Origin of the sequence: Nocardiopsis protaetiae (assembly GCF_045446735.1) — a bacterium.
GTDB classification, from domain to species: domain Bacteria; phylum Actinomycetota; class Actinomycetes; order Streptosporangiales; family Streptosporangiaceae; genus Nocardiopsis; species Nocardiopsis protaetiae.
Genome location: NZ_JBJJBV010000007.1, coordinates 39,929 through 54,030 on the forward strand (window position 1 = coordinate 39,929; position 14,102 = coordinate 54,030).

A 14,102-nucleotide genomic window follows, 5' to 3' on the forward strand; every position below is an offset into this window, starting at 1 on the left:
CGCGGCTACACGCCGACCAGGCGGCGCCGGCTCCCGTCCCAGGTGAAGTGGAGGGTGGCGATGCCCGGCACGTTGGGGTCGCGCAGGCACTCGTAGATGTTGAGGCTCGGCACGCTGGCGAAGCAGCCCCAGACGCGTTCGGAGGTGAGGACGAAGTCCAGGTCGAGTTCGACCAGCAGGCCCAGCAGGCGGCCGTGGGTGGGCTCGTCCACCTTGGCGAAGGCGTCGTCGAGGAGGATGAGGCGCGGCGCCCAGGGGGCCCGGGCGGCCAGGGCGTCGAAGTGGGCGGCGGCGGCGGCGAACAGCACCAGGTAGGCGACGACGCGCTGCTCGCCCTGGCTGAGGGCGGTGCGGTGGCCCAGGCGGCGTTCGTCGCCCGTGGCGTCGGTCACGTAGACCGTGAACGTGAACCAGGAGCGGTAGTCCAGGGCGGTCCGCAGCTGGGCGCCGCCGGTGGCGGTGGGGTCCAGGCGGCGGATGGCCTCGATGCAGCGGCGCAGGGCGTCGCGCAGGCGGGTGGTCTGGACGCGGGTGCGCTCCTCGGCCGGGGTGGCCAGCAGCGGGACGACGGCCTCGATGTCGGCGCCGGCGTCCGGGGCCAGGCGCCAGTCCAGGCGCACGCCCAGGCCGGCGGAGGTGGTGACGTCCTTGAGGACGTCGTTCATGGTCTCGATGAGGGCGCGGGCCTCGTCGATCTGGCGGGCCAGGTGCCCGGCCAGCTCGCCCAGCAGGTGGCGTTCGAACGCCTCCTCCTCGGCGATGGCGACGGTCTCGGCGGCCCCGGTGACGGAGGCGGCGATGCGCTCGGCGTAGGCGGTGATGTCGCGGGAGCCGTCCTCGTCGTGGACGGTGAGGCGCTTGAGGCCGCGCGGCTCGGTGAGCTCGGTGCGGGTCTGGGCCCAGCCGACGGAGGTGAGGAGGCGGTGCAGCTCCTCGCGGCTGCCCAGGATGGCGCTGTCGTCGACCTCGGGGACCCCGCCCTGTTCGGCCAGGCCCTCCTCCAGGTCGGCGACGCAGTCCCGGAGCAGGTCCAGGCGGGTGTCGGGGGCGGTGGCCGCCGGGTCGGCGGCGGTGCCCGGTCGGGCGGCGAGCAGGGCGGCCAGCGGGGAGTCGGCGGCGGCGCGGGCGGCCAGCCCGGCCGCGCCCAGCAGGACGGTGTCGGGCAGGTCGGGGGCCTCGCCCTCGCCCGGCAGGGCCAGGGAGGCGGTGAGGCGGTCTCCCGCGGCCAGGGCGCGGCGGATCTGCTCGGCGCGTTCGGCGGTGGCGGCGTCCAGGCGGGCCTCGGCGCCGACCCGCTCGTCGCGGGCGCGCTGGGCGGCCCGCTCCAGCTCGGGCAGGCGGCGGGCGGCGGCCTCGGCGCGTTCGCGGACCTGGCCGCGGGCGGTGTCGAGCTGGTCGTCGGGGACGCCCCGGGCGCGGTCGCCCAGCTCGATCTGGCGGCGGACCGTGATCATGTCGTCGATGGCGGCGGCGCGCACGTCCTCGGCCAGGACGCGGTCGGCGCGGGCGGCCCGCCAGGCACCGACGTGGCGTTCGTGGTCGGCCAGGGCCCAGGCCAGGATCTCCAGGTCGCGCAGCTCGGAGGTGATGAGGACGCGCAGGTGGTCCAGGGCGCGCAGGGAGCTGTCGAGGTCGGCGCGGGCCGTGGGCAGGCCGTGCTCGTCGGCGGCGCCGCGCAGCCGGGCGCGGATGTCGAGGAGTTCGGTGCGGGCCGCGTCGGCGGCGCCGGCGGCGGTGTCGTGGGCGCGGCGGGCCGCGGCCGTGTCGGCGCGGGCGATGTCCAGGGCGGCCCAGGCGCGGATGAGGGGGGCTGCGTCGGGCAGGTCGCGGGCGACCTCCAGGAGTTCGGCGTAGGAGTTCTCCAGGCCCCAGCGGCGCTCCCCCGCCTCGGCGAGCAGGGCCTCGGCGATGGCGATGCGGCGGTCGGAGTTGGCGGACTGGCGGTCGCGGGCGCGTTTGCGGGCGGCCTCGCCGATGTACTCGGGTTCGCTCTTGAAGTGGGCGCCGGAGGCGACGCCCAGGCGCCAGGAGCCGGAGGTGGACATGGCGCTGACCGTGGCGACGGAGTCGTCGCGGCGGTGCTTGGCCTCGCCGCCCTCCGGGGAGCCCGGGGTGAGTCCGGGTTCGGGGATCAGGGCGATGGAGGCGAGCAGAGCGCGCAGGGAGTCGTGGCCCACACCGCGGTCGGGGACGGCCACCGGGACGAGGACGTCCAGGAGGGTGCGGCCCTTGGCCGGGCGGGCCGGGGTGAGCATGAGGTCCCGGGTGGCGGGGTCGTAGAGGCCGCCGTCGGCGCGGATCCACCCGGCGAGCAGGCCGGCGGCCTCCAGGGCGGCCTCCAGCCCCGCCTGTTCGCGGGTGGAGAGACCGTCGGCGAAGTCGACGGCGAGGTAGAGGGGGACGCCGTCGGAGTCCGGGCGCGGGTAGGTGGCCCAGGCCGGGCGGTCCGGGGCGTGCTCGGGGCCGCGGGCGCGGCGGTCGGCGAGCTCGGCCAGCTCGTCGGAGAGCTGGCCCTCCTCGCCGACGGCGACGTCGCGGCGGGCGCGCAGCTCCTCCAGCAGCGGGTCGACGGCGGCGTGGGCCAGGCGGGAGACGGTGGCCGGGACGGAGGCGTCCAGGACGCGCAGGGAGTCGGTGATGGGCAGCTCGACGCTGCCCTCCAGCTCGTGGACGGCCTCGCCCAGGGCGTGGGCGTGGCTGGAGTCGCGCAGGCGCGCCGCCCAGGCGCGGACGCCGTCGGCGTAGTCGGCGCTGCGGGCGCGCAGGTCCGCGATGGCGTCCTGCTCGCGGGTGTGGGCGTGCTCCAGGACGGCGTCGGCGCTCTCGGCCTCGCTGGTGAGGGCGACCAGGCGGCGGTCGGCGGCGGCCTCGGCGGTGGTGAGGCCGGTCAGGCGGGCGGCCCGGTCGGCGCGGTCGGTGGCGCGGTCGGCGGCGTCGCTGAGGTGGTCGTGCAGGCGGCCCAGGTGCTCGCGCAGGGCGTCCAGGTCGACGCCGTCGACGGGTTCGCGTTCGACCGCCTGCTCCAGGCCCTGGAGGTCGACGCGGGTGGTGCTCTCGCGGGGGGTGTGGACGATGGCGGTGGTGTCGGGGACGGCGCCCAGGATCTCCGGGTCCAGGCCGGCGGCGGTGGCGGCGCGGACCGCCTCGGCGTGGGTCTGGCGCAGGGAGTCCAGGGCGCGGCCGATGGTGTCGGTGTCCTCGCCCAGGATGCCGATGGTGGTGCGCTCGACGCGTTCGGCGTGCTCGGCGGCGACCCAGGAGGCCTCGGCGGCGCGGATGTAGGCGCCGACCGCGGCGTCCAGGGCGCGGCGCTCGCCCGCGGTGGCGGCCTCGGCGGCGCCGCGGGCGCCGTCCAGGGTGCCCTCGTCGGCGGCGGCGGTGTCGCGGGTGCGGCGGACCTGGTCGCGTTCCTCCGCGACGCGGCTCTCGGCGGTGATGAGCTCGTCGAGTTCGGCGCGCAGGCGGTCGGTCTCGGCGGTGCGGTCGGCGCAGGCGTCCAGCTGCTCGCGGACCTCGGCGACGCGGGCGCGCAGGGCGCCGACCAGGTAGGCGCGGTAGTCGTTCAGGAAGGACGAGACGCCGTCGCCGGCGGCGGTGAGGGCGTCCTTGTCGGTGCGGGCCTGCTCCAGGTCCGCGATGTTGCGGGCGACCTCGTCCAGGACGGACTCGTCCATGGGCGGCAGCGCCTCGGAGAGGACGCCGACGAGCTCGCCCGCCTCCAGGCGGTCTCCGATGGTGGGGCGGCGCAGGCGGTAGAGCAGGTGGATGAGGTTGCGGTAGCGGACGGAGTCGTCGATGCCGAAGAGGTCGCGCATCACCCGGGCCCGGTAGGGGACGGGCGAGGTGTAGCAGTTGTCGGCGCCGATCTCCGAGCGCAGGCGGTCGACCGGCTTAGGGCGGCCGTCGACGACGAGGTCGAGGTCGTGGCCGACGCGGCGTTCGGTGACGAAGAACACGCAGCGCGGGTCGGCGTCCCCGACCGCCATGACGGCGGCGCCCAGGGTGAGGTGGCGGGGGGCGGGGGCGTCCTCGGCCGGGCGTTCGCCGGCCGCGGCGGCCAGCAGGGCGGAGGCGGAGGAGGCGCCGCGGGTGGCGCCGTCCAGGCCGCGGTCGCCGCGGGCGGTGGTGAACTCCACCCACAGGTAGCCCAGGCGGACCGCGGGGGCGCCGTCCTCGGAGGCGTCCGCCGCGTCCTCGGGCTCGTCGGCGGGCTCCTGCGGGCCGCCGAGCAGGTCCGGGCCGGTGTCCTCCGGGTCGGGCAGGCGGCCGGCGCGCGGGTCCTCGGCCATCAGCCAGCGCAGGCTGGTGCGGTTGGTGCCGGTGGTGTCCAGGCGGCGGGTGTCGCCGTCCAGGAGGAACGGCAGGAGCATCTCCAGCGCCTTGGACTTGCCCGCGCCGTTGCGGCCGCGCAGCAGCAGGCGGCCCTCGGCGAAGTCGAGGACGTGGTCGTCGTACTGCCAGACGTTGCGGATGCCCGCGCGTTCGAGGCGGTAGCGGGGGGTGGCGGCGGGGTCAGCCGTCGCCGTCGTCTCCTGGGTCACCACTGGTCGCGCTCACCTTCTCGTTCGCCACCGCTTGCAGCACGGACGCCACCCGATTCAGGTCGTTCCGGGGGTCGGGGGTGTCTTCTTCCTGACCGGAACCGCTCGTTCGGGCGGGTTGTGTCCGGCTGTCATGGTCATTGTCCTGGATTCGGGGGACGCGATCGTCCGTTTCGGCCCCGTAGCGGGCGGCCGCCGCGGTGAGGTTCCAGGCGCCGGGGGCGCCGCGGAGCAGGCCCAGGCCGGACAGCAGGTCCAGCACCAGGGTGCGCAGGCGGTCGGGGCCGGGGACCTCGGGGCCCGCGGTGCGGGACCACTCGGCGCGTTCGGGGGCGTCCGCGCCGCAGAACACCGCCAGGGCGGCGTCGAGCTCCCGGTCCGGGACCTCGACCGAGGTGACGGGGCGGCCGGGGTGCAGGCGGCCGGACAGGTGCCGGACCAGGGCGAGCGCCACCTGGCCGACGGGGTCGTCGGAGGGGAAGCCCGGGGCCTCGTCCGGCAGCACCAGCGCCACCCCCTCGGCGCGGACCTCCACGTCGCAGCCCAGCAGGTTGCCCAGGGCCGCCGCGGCGCGCCACTGGTGGGCGGAGAGCCGGTCGCGCTGCCGGTCGGGGAGGTCCTCGCGCAGCACCACCGCGGTCTCGGCCAGCAACCTGCGCAGGGCGACCTCCCCCTGGTTGTCGCCGTCGGGGTCGACCACCGCCGCCGCGGCCAGGAAGGAGTCCGGATCATCCGCCGCCCTGGGCGGGTGGGCGGCCACCGCCCGCACCACACGCGTGTGCGGGACCAGCCGGGCGTCGGCCAGGGCGTCGGCCCGGTGGTCGGCGATGCGGCCCTCCTCCTCGGTGAGGGCGCCCAGGCCGACCAGGAACTCCAGGGCCGCGCAGTAGGCGCGGCGCTCGCCCAGGCCCCGGCCGGGGTCGGCGTCGATGCCCGCCTCGTAGGCGGCCTCGCGAACCCCCTCGGCCAGCTCCCGCACACCCAGCGGGCCGGTGTCCTCGACCAGCACCGCCAGGGCCAGCGCCAGGTACGTATGGGTCCTCGGTGTGAACGGCGCGCCGGTGGGCCGCGCCAGCGGCGCGGGCGCGCCGGGGCCGCGCTTGACCAGCCGGGCGTGGTCGTCGGCGACGGTCAGCCGGTAGCCCAGGACCCGGTGGAAGCGCAGGGTGAGCCACTCCGCGTGCGACCGGACCAGGGAGAACTCCGCGGGGTGGGTGCGCTCGGTGAGCAGCGGGCGCGCCATGAGGGCGCGCGCCGCCGCCTGCCGTTCACCGATGAGCGCGGTGTCCTCGCTGTGCATGTCCGTCATCGTCACCCCCACGTCCGCGTCCACGGCCGCTCCCGGCCGAGGTCGATCGGTCCGGTGTCGCGGTCGTCGTCATCGTCGTCCTTGACCACGGGTATCGCCGCGGTCGGCGGCTCCACCTCCATCCCCCCGGCCGGCGTCGCCGTCCGCCCCTCCCCGGGCGTACCGGCGGCGCTCCGGCCACCCGGCACCGAGGAGGCGGGAGGGTTCGAGTGCCCGGGGTACGCCGCCTGGCCGCCGGTCGCGGTGGCCGAGTAACCGGGGTAGGCCGCCTGCCCCCCGGTCGCGGCGGATACGCCGGGGGCGTTCGGGGCCGCCGGGGTGCTCGGAGCAGGGGCACCACCCGGGGCCCCAGAGGCGTTCGAGTGCCCGGGGTAGGCCGCCCGGCCGCCCGGGACAGGAGAGACGCCTGCGGCGGCAGAAGCGCTCGAATAGCCGGGGTAGGCCGCCTGCCCACCCGTCGCAGTGGATGCGGTCGCGGCGCCCGGGGCACCACTGACGCCCGGGGCACCAGGAACATCGGAGCCAGGCGAGACGCCTGGAGCGGCAGGGGCGTTCGCACGGCCGGGGTGAGCCGCCTGGCCGCCCGTCGCAGCGGATACGCCGGGGGTGTTCGGGGCGTTCGGGGCAGGAGCGGCGCCGGAGGCGGGCGAGGCTGCCGGGATACCTGGGGCGGCCTGCGCCCCAGGGGTGGAGGCAACGCCCGGGGCGGCAGAGACGCCAGCGGCATTGGCGGCGGCCGAGGCTCCTGGGACGGCAGAAGCGCTCGCAGGGCCGGGATAAACCACTTGGCCGCGCGTCGCAGCGACGGCACTCGGGGATGCGGGGGCGCCCGCCGCATCTGAGGCGCCAGAGACGGCGGGGGTACCCGGGGCAGGAGCGGCGCCGGAGGCGGGCGAGGCTGCCGGGGCACCTGGTGCGGCCTGCGCCCCAGGGGTGGAGGCAACGCCCGGGGCGGCAGAGGCGTTCGAGTGCCCGGGGTAGGCCGCCTGGCCACTGGTCGCAGGGGCTGCGGCGGGGGCGTTCGGGGCGCCCGGGGCTGCCGGGGCACCTGAGGAGGCAGAGACACCGGCGGCGGCCGAGGCTCCTGGGACGGCAGAAGCGTGCGCAGAGCGGGGGTAGGCCGCCTGACCACCCGTTGCTGTGGATGCGGCGGCGGCATTCGAGGCTGCCGGGACGGCGGGGTCGGGAGTGACGCCCGAGGCGGCAGGGGTGTTCGGGGTGGCGGGGGTGGCTTGTGGGACGGCGGGGATGCCGTTCGGGGGGGTGGGGGCCTCGTCGGGCGGGGTGGGCAGGGGGAGGTCGCCGGCAGGGGATTCCAGGAGTTCGGGCGGGATCTCGTGCTGCTCGTACGGGGTCACGCACAGGCGCAGGCCTTCGAGGGTGAGCTCGCCGCCCTCGCCCTGGACGACCACCTCGGATCCGGGCGCGGAGACCACGTGCAGGCGCAGGGCGAACTCCAGGTCGCCCGCCGAGGTGGGGCGGCGGCCCGCGTCGCCCGAGCCGAGGGCGGCGGTGAGGAGCTCCATGAGCACCTCCATGCCCGCGCCGGACAGGTCCAGGTGCGCGCGCGGCCCCGTGGGCCGGGCCAGCAGGGCGCGAACCTGGGCGGCGCCGGTGCGGCGCCAGTGCGCCGAGGACTCGGCGGCGTCGCGCAGCCGGGCCTGCTGGGCGCGGTGGTCGCGGACCGGCTCCGGCGGCCGGGTCCCCGGCCGCTCGGTGACGGTGCTGCGGTCGGGTTCGGCCTGCCACCACCCCGTGGTGGCGGCGACGCTCTCGTCGACCCGCCCCTTCAGGTGACGGGCCGGGTACAGGGAGTAAGCGGCGGCGGCCAGCGCGTCGGCGCGCTCCGGCTCCGCCGCCTCGAACCACGAGGCCAGGCGCAGCAGTGCGGCACGGCCGTGGCGTGGCGCCGGCCGTTCGCCGCCGCTTCGTTCGTCGTCCGCGCGGTCATCCGCCCACTGGTTGAGTCCCACACTTCAGCAGGGTAGAGACCTCAGGGATGCCGCACGTCGGGTTCGCCCTCTCCGACCCCTCGGATCACCGGTCCTGACCTGGGATTATGACCGTTTGAGGAACTTTGGCATCATTCTCGCGGGCAGGTGTTCCCGGTCACTCTTGAGCCGGGTGTTCGAGCCGCCCGTCGTCGGCCTCCTCCAGCGCCCGGCGGACCTCGTCGGTCATGTCGTCGTCGTACTCGGTGATCGTGTAGGTGGTGAAGTACCGGGTGCCGTCGACGTCGACCGGGTCGCCGAGCTCGACCTCGACCTCGTACGGGTCGTTCTGGCACTCCTGTTCCATGCACCAGGTCCCGAGGAGGTCGCCCTCCCCCCGCGCCCGCTCCGGCGACCACTCGTCCCACTCCATCGCGGAGAAGGTCGTGAACTCGGTGGCGACGTACTCCGTCGGCCTGCGGTCGTCGAACCCGTTCTCGTCCCCGTACCGGTTGAGGACGTACACCTCGGCGTCGCCCGGTGGCACCTGCGTCGTCGGCTCCGGGGAGGCCGCCCCCTCCTCCGGCTCCGCCGGCTGTCCGCCCCCGCATCCGGCGACCGCCGCCGCGACCACCGCGGCGGCGGCCCACGGTCCGATGCCCCGCATGACCCCTCCTTGTTGCGACGAGGCCCCCCGGCGTGCGCCGGGGGGCCTCTGGATACCGCTCTTTCCCGTCAACGGGGCGTGGGCCCCGCCGTCACCACCGGGTGGTGACTAGTAGTAGCCGTTGCCGTTGTCGCGGTCGTGGCTGATGTTGGTGCCCACCGGGCCGTTCACGCAGTCGCCCGTGGTCTGCGGCGACAGGATCGGCACGTTGGCCCCGACCAGACCCACCGCCAGCTCGGTGTTGCAGAGCTGGATCGGCACGAGCTGCAGGTTCTGGTTGAACTGCTGGTCGCCGCCGTGGGAGGCGGAGGCCGGGGACGCGGCGAGGACCGCACCGAGCGCGATGCCTGCGATCGCACCCGCGATGGAGATCTTGCGCAGCATGGCGGCGCCTCCTAGTCGATGTTGGTGCTGACCGGACCGTTGACGCAGTCGCCCGTGGTCTGCGGCGACAGGATCGGGACGTTGACGCCGGCGAGCAGGCCGACGGCCAGCTCCGTGTTGCACAGCTGGACCGGAACCGCCTGCAGGTTCTGGTTGTACTGCTGGTCACCGCCGTGCGAGGCGGAGGCCGGGGCGGCGAACAGCGCGGCGCCCAGGGCGATCCCGGCGACGGCGGTTGCGGTTGCGAACTTGCGCAGCATGTCGGGATCTCCTAGTCGATGTTGGTGCTGATGGGGCCGTTGACGCAGTCGCCGGTGGTCTGCGGCGACAGGATCGGCACGTTGACGCCGACCAGGCCGACGGCGGCGCTGGTGTTGCACAGCTGGACCGGAATGGCCTGCAGGTTCTGGTTGTACTGCTGGTCGCCACCGTGGGAGGCCGAGGCCGGGGTGGCAACGAGAACGGCGCCGAGAGCGGCACCCGCGACGAGACCGGCAACGCCGAGCTTACGCAGCATTGAATTACCTTTCGAAAAGATTTTGAGCGAAGTTCGCAGTCGGACTAATTGCCGGAACTAGCTGATGTTGGTGCCGATGGGGCCGTTCACGCAGTCGCCCGTGGTCTGCGGCGACAGGATCGGCACGGTGACGGCGACCAGGCCGACGCTGCCGGTCAGGTTGCAGGACTGAACCGGCACCAGCTGGAGGTTCTGGTTGAACTGCTGGTCACCGCCGTGCGAAGCGTGCGCGGGAGCTCCGAAGAGGAGCGCGCCCATCGCGGCACCGGCGACCAGGCCAGCAGCGGCCATCTTCTTGATCATGACTTCCCCCGGAAATCGTCGAGGTGTTGACAGAAAAAGACGCAGGCGCTTCTTGCACCTGTGTCGCGGTGGACTGTGGCAATCATCAACGGCCCCCCGTTTTTTGTCAACGCCGAAACCCCGGGAACGCGATTGTCCAGTTTGTCGGGAGAATTCTTTTTGCCGGTCCGGCGAATCCTTTTTTTCGTTTCTTTTCCGACACACCGGCCCGGGTGCGTTACCCCGCCGTGTCCCGCCCGCTATGGAGCTGCGACCGGCCAAATCCCGTTCACCCTCCGCATCCGAGCCGTAACGCCGGGTTCGTCCGCGTTCCGAAGCCGTCGTGTGATCCGGCTCTCAGCCGTGCGTTCGGCGGCGCAACACCCCCGGAACGCGACGAGGCCCCGACACCTGATGGTGTCGGGGCCTCGTTCCCAGGGTGGCAGGTGAAGGATTCGAACCTTCGAAGGCAAAGCCGACGGATTTACAGTCCGCTCCCATTGGCCGCTCGGGCAACCTGCCTGGGCTGCGACTCCGCGGTTCCGCGCGTCGCATGAACGAGAATAGCGGATGTTCCCCTCGAACCTGAAATCGGTTTCTCGGGCGCGTCCCGGTCCGCCCTTCGAGCACCCCGAACCGGGTCCCCACTAAGCTCTGGGACCATGCCCGCGCCGCCGCCGGCCGGGCTCCGACCGACCGCGCGGGTGTCCCCCGGGGCACCCGCTACCCATGACAGACCCAGCAACGGGGTGTGAGAACGTGGCCGCCGAATCCAGCTTCGACGTCGTGTCCAAACTCGACCGCCAGGAGGTCGACAACGCCCTGAACCAGGCGGGCAAGGAGCTCTCCCAGCGGTTCGACTTCAAGGGCACCGGGACCACCATCTCCTGGCAGGGCGAGGACGGGATCGAGATCCGCAGCACCTCCGAGGAGCGCGCCACGGCCGCCCTGGACGTGTTCAAGGAGAAGCTGATCAAGCGCAAGCTGTCCCTGAAGATCCTCGACGCCGCCGACGAGCCCAAGATCTCCGGCAAGGAGTACCGCCTGCCGGTCGGCCTCAAGGAGGGCATCTCCTCCGAGGACGCCAAGAAGATCTCCAAGCTCATCCGCGACGAGGGCCCCAAGGGCGTCAAGGCCCAGATCCAGGGGGACGAGCTGCGCGTCAGCTCCAAGAAGAAGGACGACCTCCAGACCGTCCAGAACCTCATCAAGGAGAAGGACCTCGACCTGGCCCTCCAGTTCGTGAACTACCGCTAGTCCGGCGGTCCGGCAGTCGGCGACCCGGCTCCCGGCCGGCCCGGAACGCGGACACCGCACGGCCGCCCCTCGGGGCGGCCGTCGTGCTTTCCGGGCCGTCGCGCTTTCGAAGGGTCGTGCTTTTCAGACACGGGCGCGCCCCGGGTTTCGGCCCGGTGCCGGAGGGCGGGGCGGCGGGACCGCGGAACGAAGGGACGGCCGCCCCGGACAGCCCACCGCCGTTCCACGGGCGGTACCGGGCGGCTTCTTCCCCAGGGGCGGCCGCCCCCGCACGCAGCCGCCCCGGCACCGCTCAGCCCAGGTCCCAGCCCCTGCGGAGCTCGCGCAGCCGCCGCACCCGCTCCTCCGTGGGCGGGTGGGCGGCGAACAGCCGCCAGGCCCCCGTGGGAAACGGGTTGGTGGTCATCAGGTGCGCCGCGGGCAGCAGCGTCCGCTGCCGGGGCAGCGGGTGCTCGCGCATGCCCGCCTCCAGCTTGAGCAGCGCCGAGGCCAGTGCCTCCGGATCGCCGGTGGTCCGCGCCGCCTGCTCGTCGGCCCGGAACTCGCTGCCCCGCCCCGCCCCGGCGCGCACCACCAGGAACGCCAGCGGCGCCAGCAGCGCCACCAGCAGCCCGCCCAGCAGTTCGGGGACGTCCATCTCCTCCGAGTCGCCCAGCGGCACCAGGAACGCGATCGCGCTCAGCGCGGCGATGAGCCCGGTGAGCGTGACCGTCACCGACCCGGCCAGGGTGTCCGCGGCCTTGATGTGCGCCAGCTCGTGGGCGATGACGGTGCGCAGCTCGCGTTCGTCGAGGGTCTCCAGCAGCCCGGTCGTGCAGCACAGCGCGGCCCGGCGGCCGGTGCCGGTCGCGAACGCGTTGGGCGAGCGGATCGGCGACAGGTACAGGCGCGGCATGGGCTGGCGGGCGGCCGTGGCCGTCTCGCGCACCGTCCGGTACAGGTCGGGCTTCTCGATCTCCCCCACCGGCCGGGCCCGCATGGCGCGCAGCGCCAGCGAGTCCCCGAACAGGTGCACCAGGATCCCGGCGGCCACCACCACCGTCACGGCGAACTGGAATCCCTTGTCGGCGGCGCACAACCAGCCCGCGAGGAGGAGGACCGCCGCGACGCCGATGAACAGACCGACCGCGCGCGCCGCACCGACGTGCACGCCGCCACCTCCCCGCTCTCTCGTCCCTGTATGTGTACATGGTGATGAACGTGTGGATCAGTGTCCCGCGTTCCCGGTTCGGGCGACCTGCGCCCGCCCACCTCCCGCCGGCCGTCCACCCGTCGCCCCTCGGCCGCCCTTCGACTGCCGACCCGCGCCACCTGCCCCCGCCCGCCGTGGCCCCGGTATCGGATCTCGGGCGCGGCGTCCGCGGCGGCCCGTTTCACGGCCCCTCCCCACGCCGGTCCCACGCCTTCCCCCGCCCCGGCCCCAACTCCGTTCCCCGCCCCGTATCCGCTCCGGTCCCGGCCCGCCCCCACCCCGCGCACCCACCGCCCGTGTGACAATCGCCACCCGACTTCGATGCGCACCGCCCCGACGACCTATAGTGCGAACGTGGCCCTGATCACTTTCCGCACGAGGCCGCGGACACCGCTCCGCGTCCGCGCGCTCCGGTGCCTCGCCGCGTTCCCCAGGGTTGGCGCACCCGGTGAACACGGGGGCCGCACTCCCCGTCCGCGCTCTCACAGGACCGGGGGGCCGCCCCGCAGCGGCGCGCCCCGGCCGGAGGGCTGACACTCACAAGCGCCGCCGCCCCGACACGGCGGCCGAGGAGGTCGTCGATCTCAGTGTCCAAACAGATCGAACAGCTCGACCGTGTCGTCATCCGCTTCGCCGGGGACTCCGGCGACGGGATGCAGCTGACCGGTGACCGCTTCACCCAGGAAACGGCCGCTTTCGGCAACGACCTGTCGACCCTGCCGAACTTCCCGGCGGAGATCCGTGCGCCCGCCGGGACCCTTCCCGGCGTCTCCAGTTTCCAGCTGCACTTCGCCGACCACGACATCATGACCCCGGGCGACGCCCCCGACGTCCTGGTCGCCATGAACCCCGCGGCGCTGAAGGCCAACCTGGCCGACCTGCCGCGCGGCGCCACCCTCATCATCAACACCGACGAGTTCACCAAGCGCGCCCTGGCCAAGGTCGGCTTCGCCGCCGACCCGCTCACCGACGGGACCCTGGACGGGTTCAAGGTGAGCGCGGTGCCGCTGACCTCCATGACCGTGGAGGCCCTGAAGGACCTCGACATCTCCAAGAAGGACGCCGAGCGCGCCAAGAACATGTTCGCGCTGGGCCTGCTGTCGTGGATGTACAACCGGCCGACGGAGGGCACCACGGCCTTCCTGAAGTCCAAGTTCGCCGAGAAGGCGGACATCCTGGAGGCCAACCTCACCGCGTTCCAGGCGGGCTGGAACTTCGGCGAGACCACCGAGGACTTCGCGGTCTCCTACGAGATCAAGCCCGCCCGGCTGCCCGCCGGCACCTACCGGAACATCACCGGGAACCTGGCCACGGCCTACGGGCTCATCGCCGGGTCGCGGCGTTCGGGGCTGCCGCTGTTCCTGGGCTCGTACCCGATCACCCCGGCCTCGGACATCCTGCACGAGCTGTCCCGGCACAAGGCGTTCGGGGTGCGCACGTTCCAGGCCGAGGACGAGATCGCGGGTGTGGGCGCGGCCCTGGGCGCGGCGTTCGGCGGCGCGCTGGGGGTGACCACCACCTCCGGCCCGGGCATGGTGCTCAAGCAGGAGACGGTGGGGCTGGCGGTGATGACCGAGCTGCCGCTGGTCATCGTCGACGTGCAGCGGGCTGGCCCGAGCACCGGCATGCCCACCAAGACCGAGCAGACCGACCTGCTGATGGCGCTGTACGGGCGCAACGGCGAGTCGCCGCTGCCGGTGGTGGCCCCGGCCACTCCGGCCGACTGCTTCGCGACGGCGCTGGAGGCGGTGCGGATCGCCGTCACCTACCGGACGCCGGTGATCATGCTCTCCGACGGGTACCTGGCCAACGGCTCCGAGCCGTGGCGGCTGCCCAAGGTGGCCGACCTGCCGGTCATCGAACCGGGGTTCGCGACGGAGCCCAACGGCCCCGACGGGGCGTTCCTGCCGTACCTGCGCGACGAGGACACCCTGGCCCGGCCGTGGGCGGTGCCGGGCACCGCCGGGCTGGAGCACCGGATCGGCGGCATCGAGAAGCACGCCGAGTCCGGGGACATCTCCT

Annotated in this window: 11 protein-coding genes and 1 tRNA gene; 2 read left to right on the forward strand and 10 right to left on the reverse strand. The window is 74.2% G+C overall.

What is annotated here, in order from left to right:
- Nucleotides 1–5: 5 nt before the first annotated feature.
- From ACJOT3_RS02110 to ACJOT3_RS02150, 9 genes are all read right to left on the reverse strand, one after another.
- Nucleotides 6–4,544, reverse strand: a complete 4,539-nt coding sequence (locus ACJOT3_RS02110; RefSeq protein WP_406968128.1) for a TIGR02680 family protein — start codon at nucleotides 4,542–4,544, stop codon at nucleotides 6–8.
- Nucleotides 4,513–5,850 carry a TIGR02678 family protein gene (locus ACJOT3_RS02115; RefSeq protein ID WP_406968149.1) on the reverse strand — a complete coding sequence of 446 codons (1,338 nt, stop codon included), beginning with the start codon at nucleotides 5,848–5,850 and terminating at the stop codon, nucleotides 4,513–4,515. Before ACJOT3_RS02115 ends, ACJOT3_RS02110 begins: the two co-directional genes overlap by 32 nt.
- Nucleotides 5,851–5,852: 2 nt before the next feature.
- The gene (locus ACJOT3_RS02120; RefSeq protein WP_406968130.1) at nucleotides 5,853–7,823 is read right to left on the reverse strand and encodes a DUF2397 family protein; all 1,971 of its coding nucleotides are present in this window, start codon (nucleotides 7,821–7,823) and stop codon (nucleotides 5,853–5,855) included.
- Nucleotides 7,824–7,959: 136 nt separating this feature from the next.
- Complete coding sequence (locus ACJOT3_RS02125) at nucleotides 7,960–8,448, reverse strand: hypothetical protein (protein WP_406968132.1); 489 nt, start codon at nucleotides 8,446–8,448, stop codon at nucleotides 7,960–7,962.
- A 108-nt stretch (nucleotides 8,449–8,556) separates the two neighbouring features.
- A complete protein-coding gene (locus tag ACJOT3_RS02130) occupies nucleotides 8,557–8,832 on the reverse strand; it encodes a hypothetical protein (RefSeq protein WP_406968134.1) in 276 nt (91 codons plus the stop codon).
- Nucleotides 8,833–8,843: 11 nt separating this feature from the next.
- Nucleotides 8,844–9,092 carry a hypothetical protein gene (locus ACJOT3_RS02135; protein ID WP_406968136.1) on the reverse strand — a complete coding sequence of 83 codons (249 nt, stop codon included), beginning with the start codon at nucleotides 9,090–9,092 and terminating at the stop codon, nucleotides 8,844–8,846.
- An 11-nt stretch (nucleotides 9,093–9,103) separates the two neighbouring features.
- Nucleotides 9,104–9,349, reverse strand: a complete 246-nt coding sequence (locus ACJOT3_RS02140) for a hypothetical protein (RefSeq protein WP_406968138.1) — start codon at nucleotides 9,347–9,349, stop codon at nucleotides 9,104–9,106.
- A gap of 57 nt (nucleotides 9,350–9,406) precedes the next feature.
- Complete coding sequence (locus tag ACJOT3_RS02145; RefSeq protein ID WP_073382231.1) at nucleotides 9,407–9,652, reverse strand: hypothetical protein; 246 nt, start codon at nucleotides 9,650–9,652, stop codon at nucleotides 9,407–9,409.
- A 419-nt stretch (nucleotides 9,653–10,071) separates the two neighbouring features.
- A tRNA-Tyr gene (locus tag ACJOT3_RS02150) sits at nucleotides 10,072–10,153 on the reverse strand.
- 237 nt (nucleotides 10,154–10,390) lie between these two features.
- Here ACJOT3_RS02150 and ACJOT3_RS02155 point away from each other — a divergent pair.
- Nucleotides 10,391–10,888, forward strand: coding sequence for a YajQ family cyclic di-GMP-binding protein (locus tag ACJOT3_RS02155; RefSeq protein WP_406968140.1), 498 nt, complete (start codon nucleotides 10,391–10,393; stop codon nucleotides 10,886–10,888).
- Between the two features lie 292 nt (nucleotides 10,889–11,180).
- Here ACJOT3_RS02155 and ACJOT3_RS02160 read toward each other — a convergent pair whose 3' ends face one another.
- Nucleotides 11,181–12,038, reverse strand: a complete 858-nt coding sequence (locus ACJOT3_RS02160; RefSeq protein ID WP_406968142.1) for a M48 family metalloprotease — start codon at nucleotides 12,036–12,038, stop codon at nucleotides 11,181–11,183.
- A gap of 629 nt (nucleotides 12,039–12,667) precedes the next feature.
- Here ACJOT3_RS02160 and ACJOT3_RS02165 point away from each other — a divergent pair.
- Nucleotides 12,668–14,102: 2-oxoacid:acceptor oxidoreductase subunit alpha (locus ACJOT3_RS02165; protein WP_406968144.1), on the forward strand; the 1,435-nt coding region annotated here is incomplete at its 3' end.

Excerpts from the sequence above, each read along its gene's own strand:
- ACJOT3_RS02115 (WP_406968149.1), bottom strand. The coding sequence starts at position 5,850 with ATGACGGACATGCACAGCGAGGACACCGCGCTCATCGGTGAACGGCAG.
- ACJOT3_RS02125 (WP_406968132.1), bottom strand. The coding sequence starts at position 8,448 with ATGCGGGGCATCGGACCGTGGGCCGCCGCCGCGGTGGTCGCGGCGGCG.
- ACJOT3_RS02130 (WP_406968134.1), bottom strand. The coding sequence starts at position 8,832 with ATGCTGCGCAAGATCTCCATCGCGGGTGCGATCGCAGGCATCGCGCTC.
- ACJOT3_RS02135 (WP_406968136.1), bottom strand. The coding sequence starts at position 9,092 with ATGCTGCGCAAGTTCGCAACCGCAACCGCCGTCGCCGGGATCGCCCTG.
- ACJOT3_RS02140 (WP_406968138.1), bottom strand. The coding sequence starts at position 9,349 with ATGCTGCGTAAGCTCGGCGTTGCCGGTCTCGTCGCGGGTGCCGCTCTC.
- ACJOT3_RS02145 (WP_073382231.1), bottom strand. The coding sequence starts at position 9,652 with ATGATCAAGAAGATGGCCGCTGCTGGCCTGGTCGCCGGTGCCGCGATG.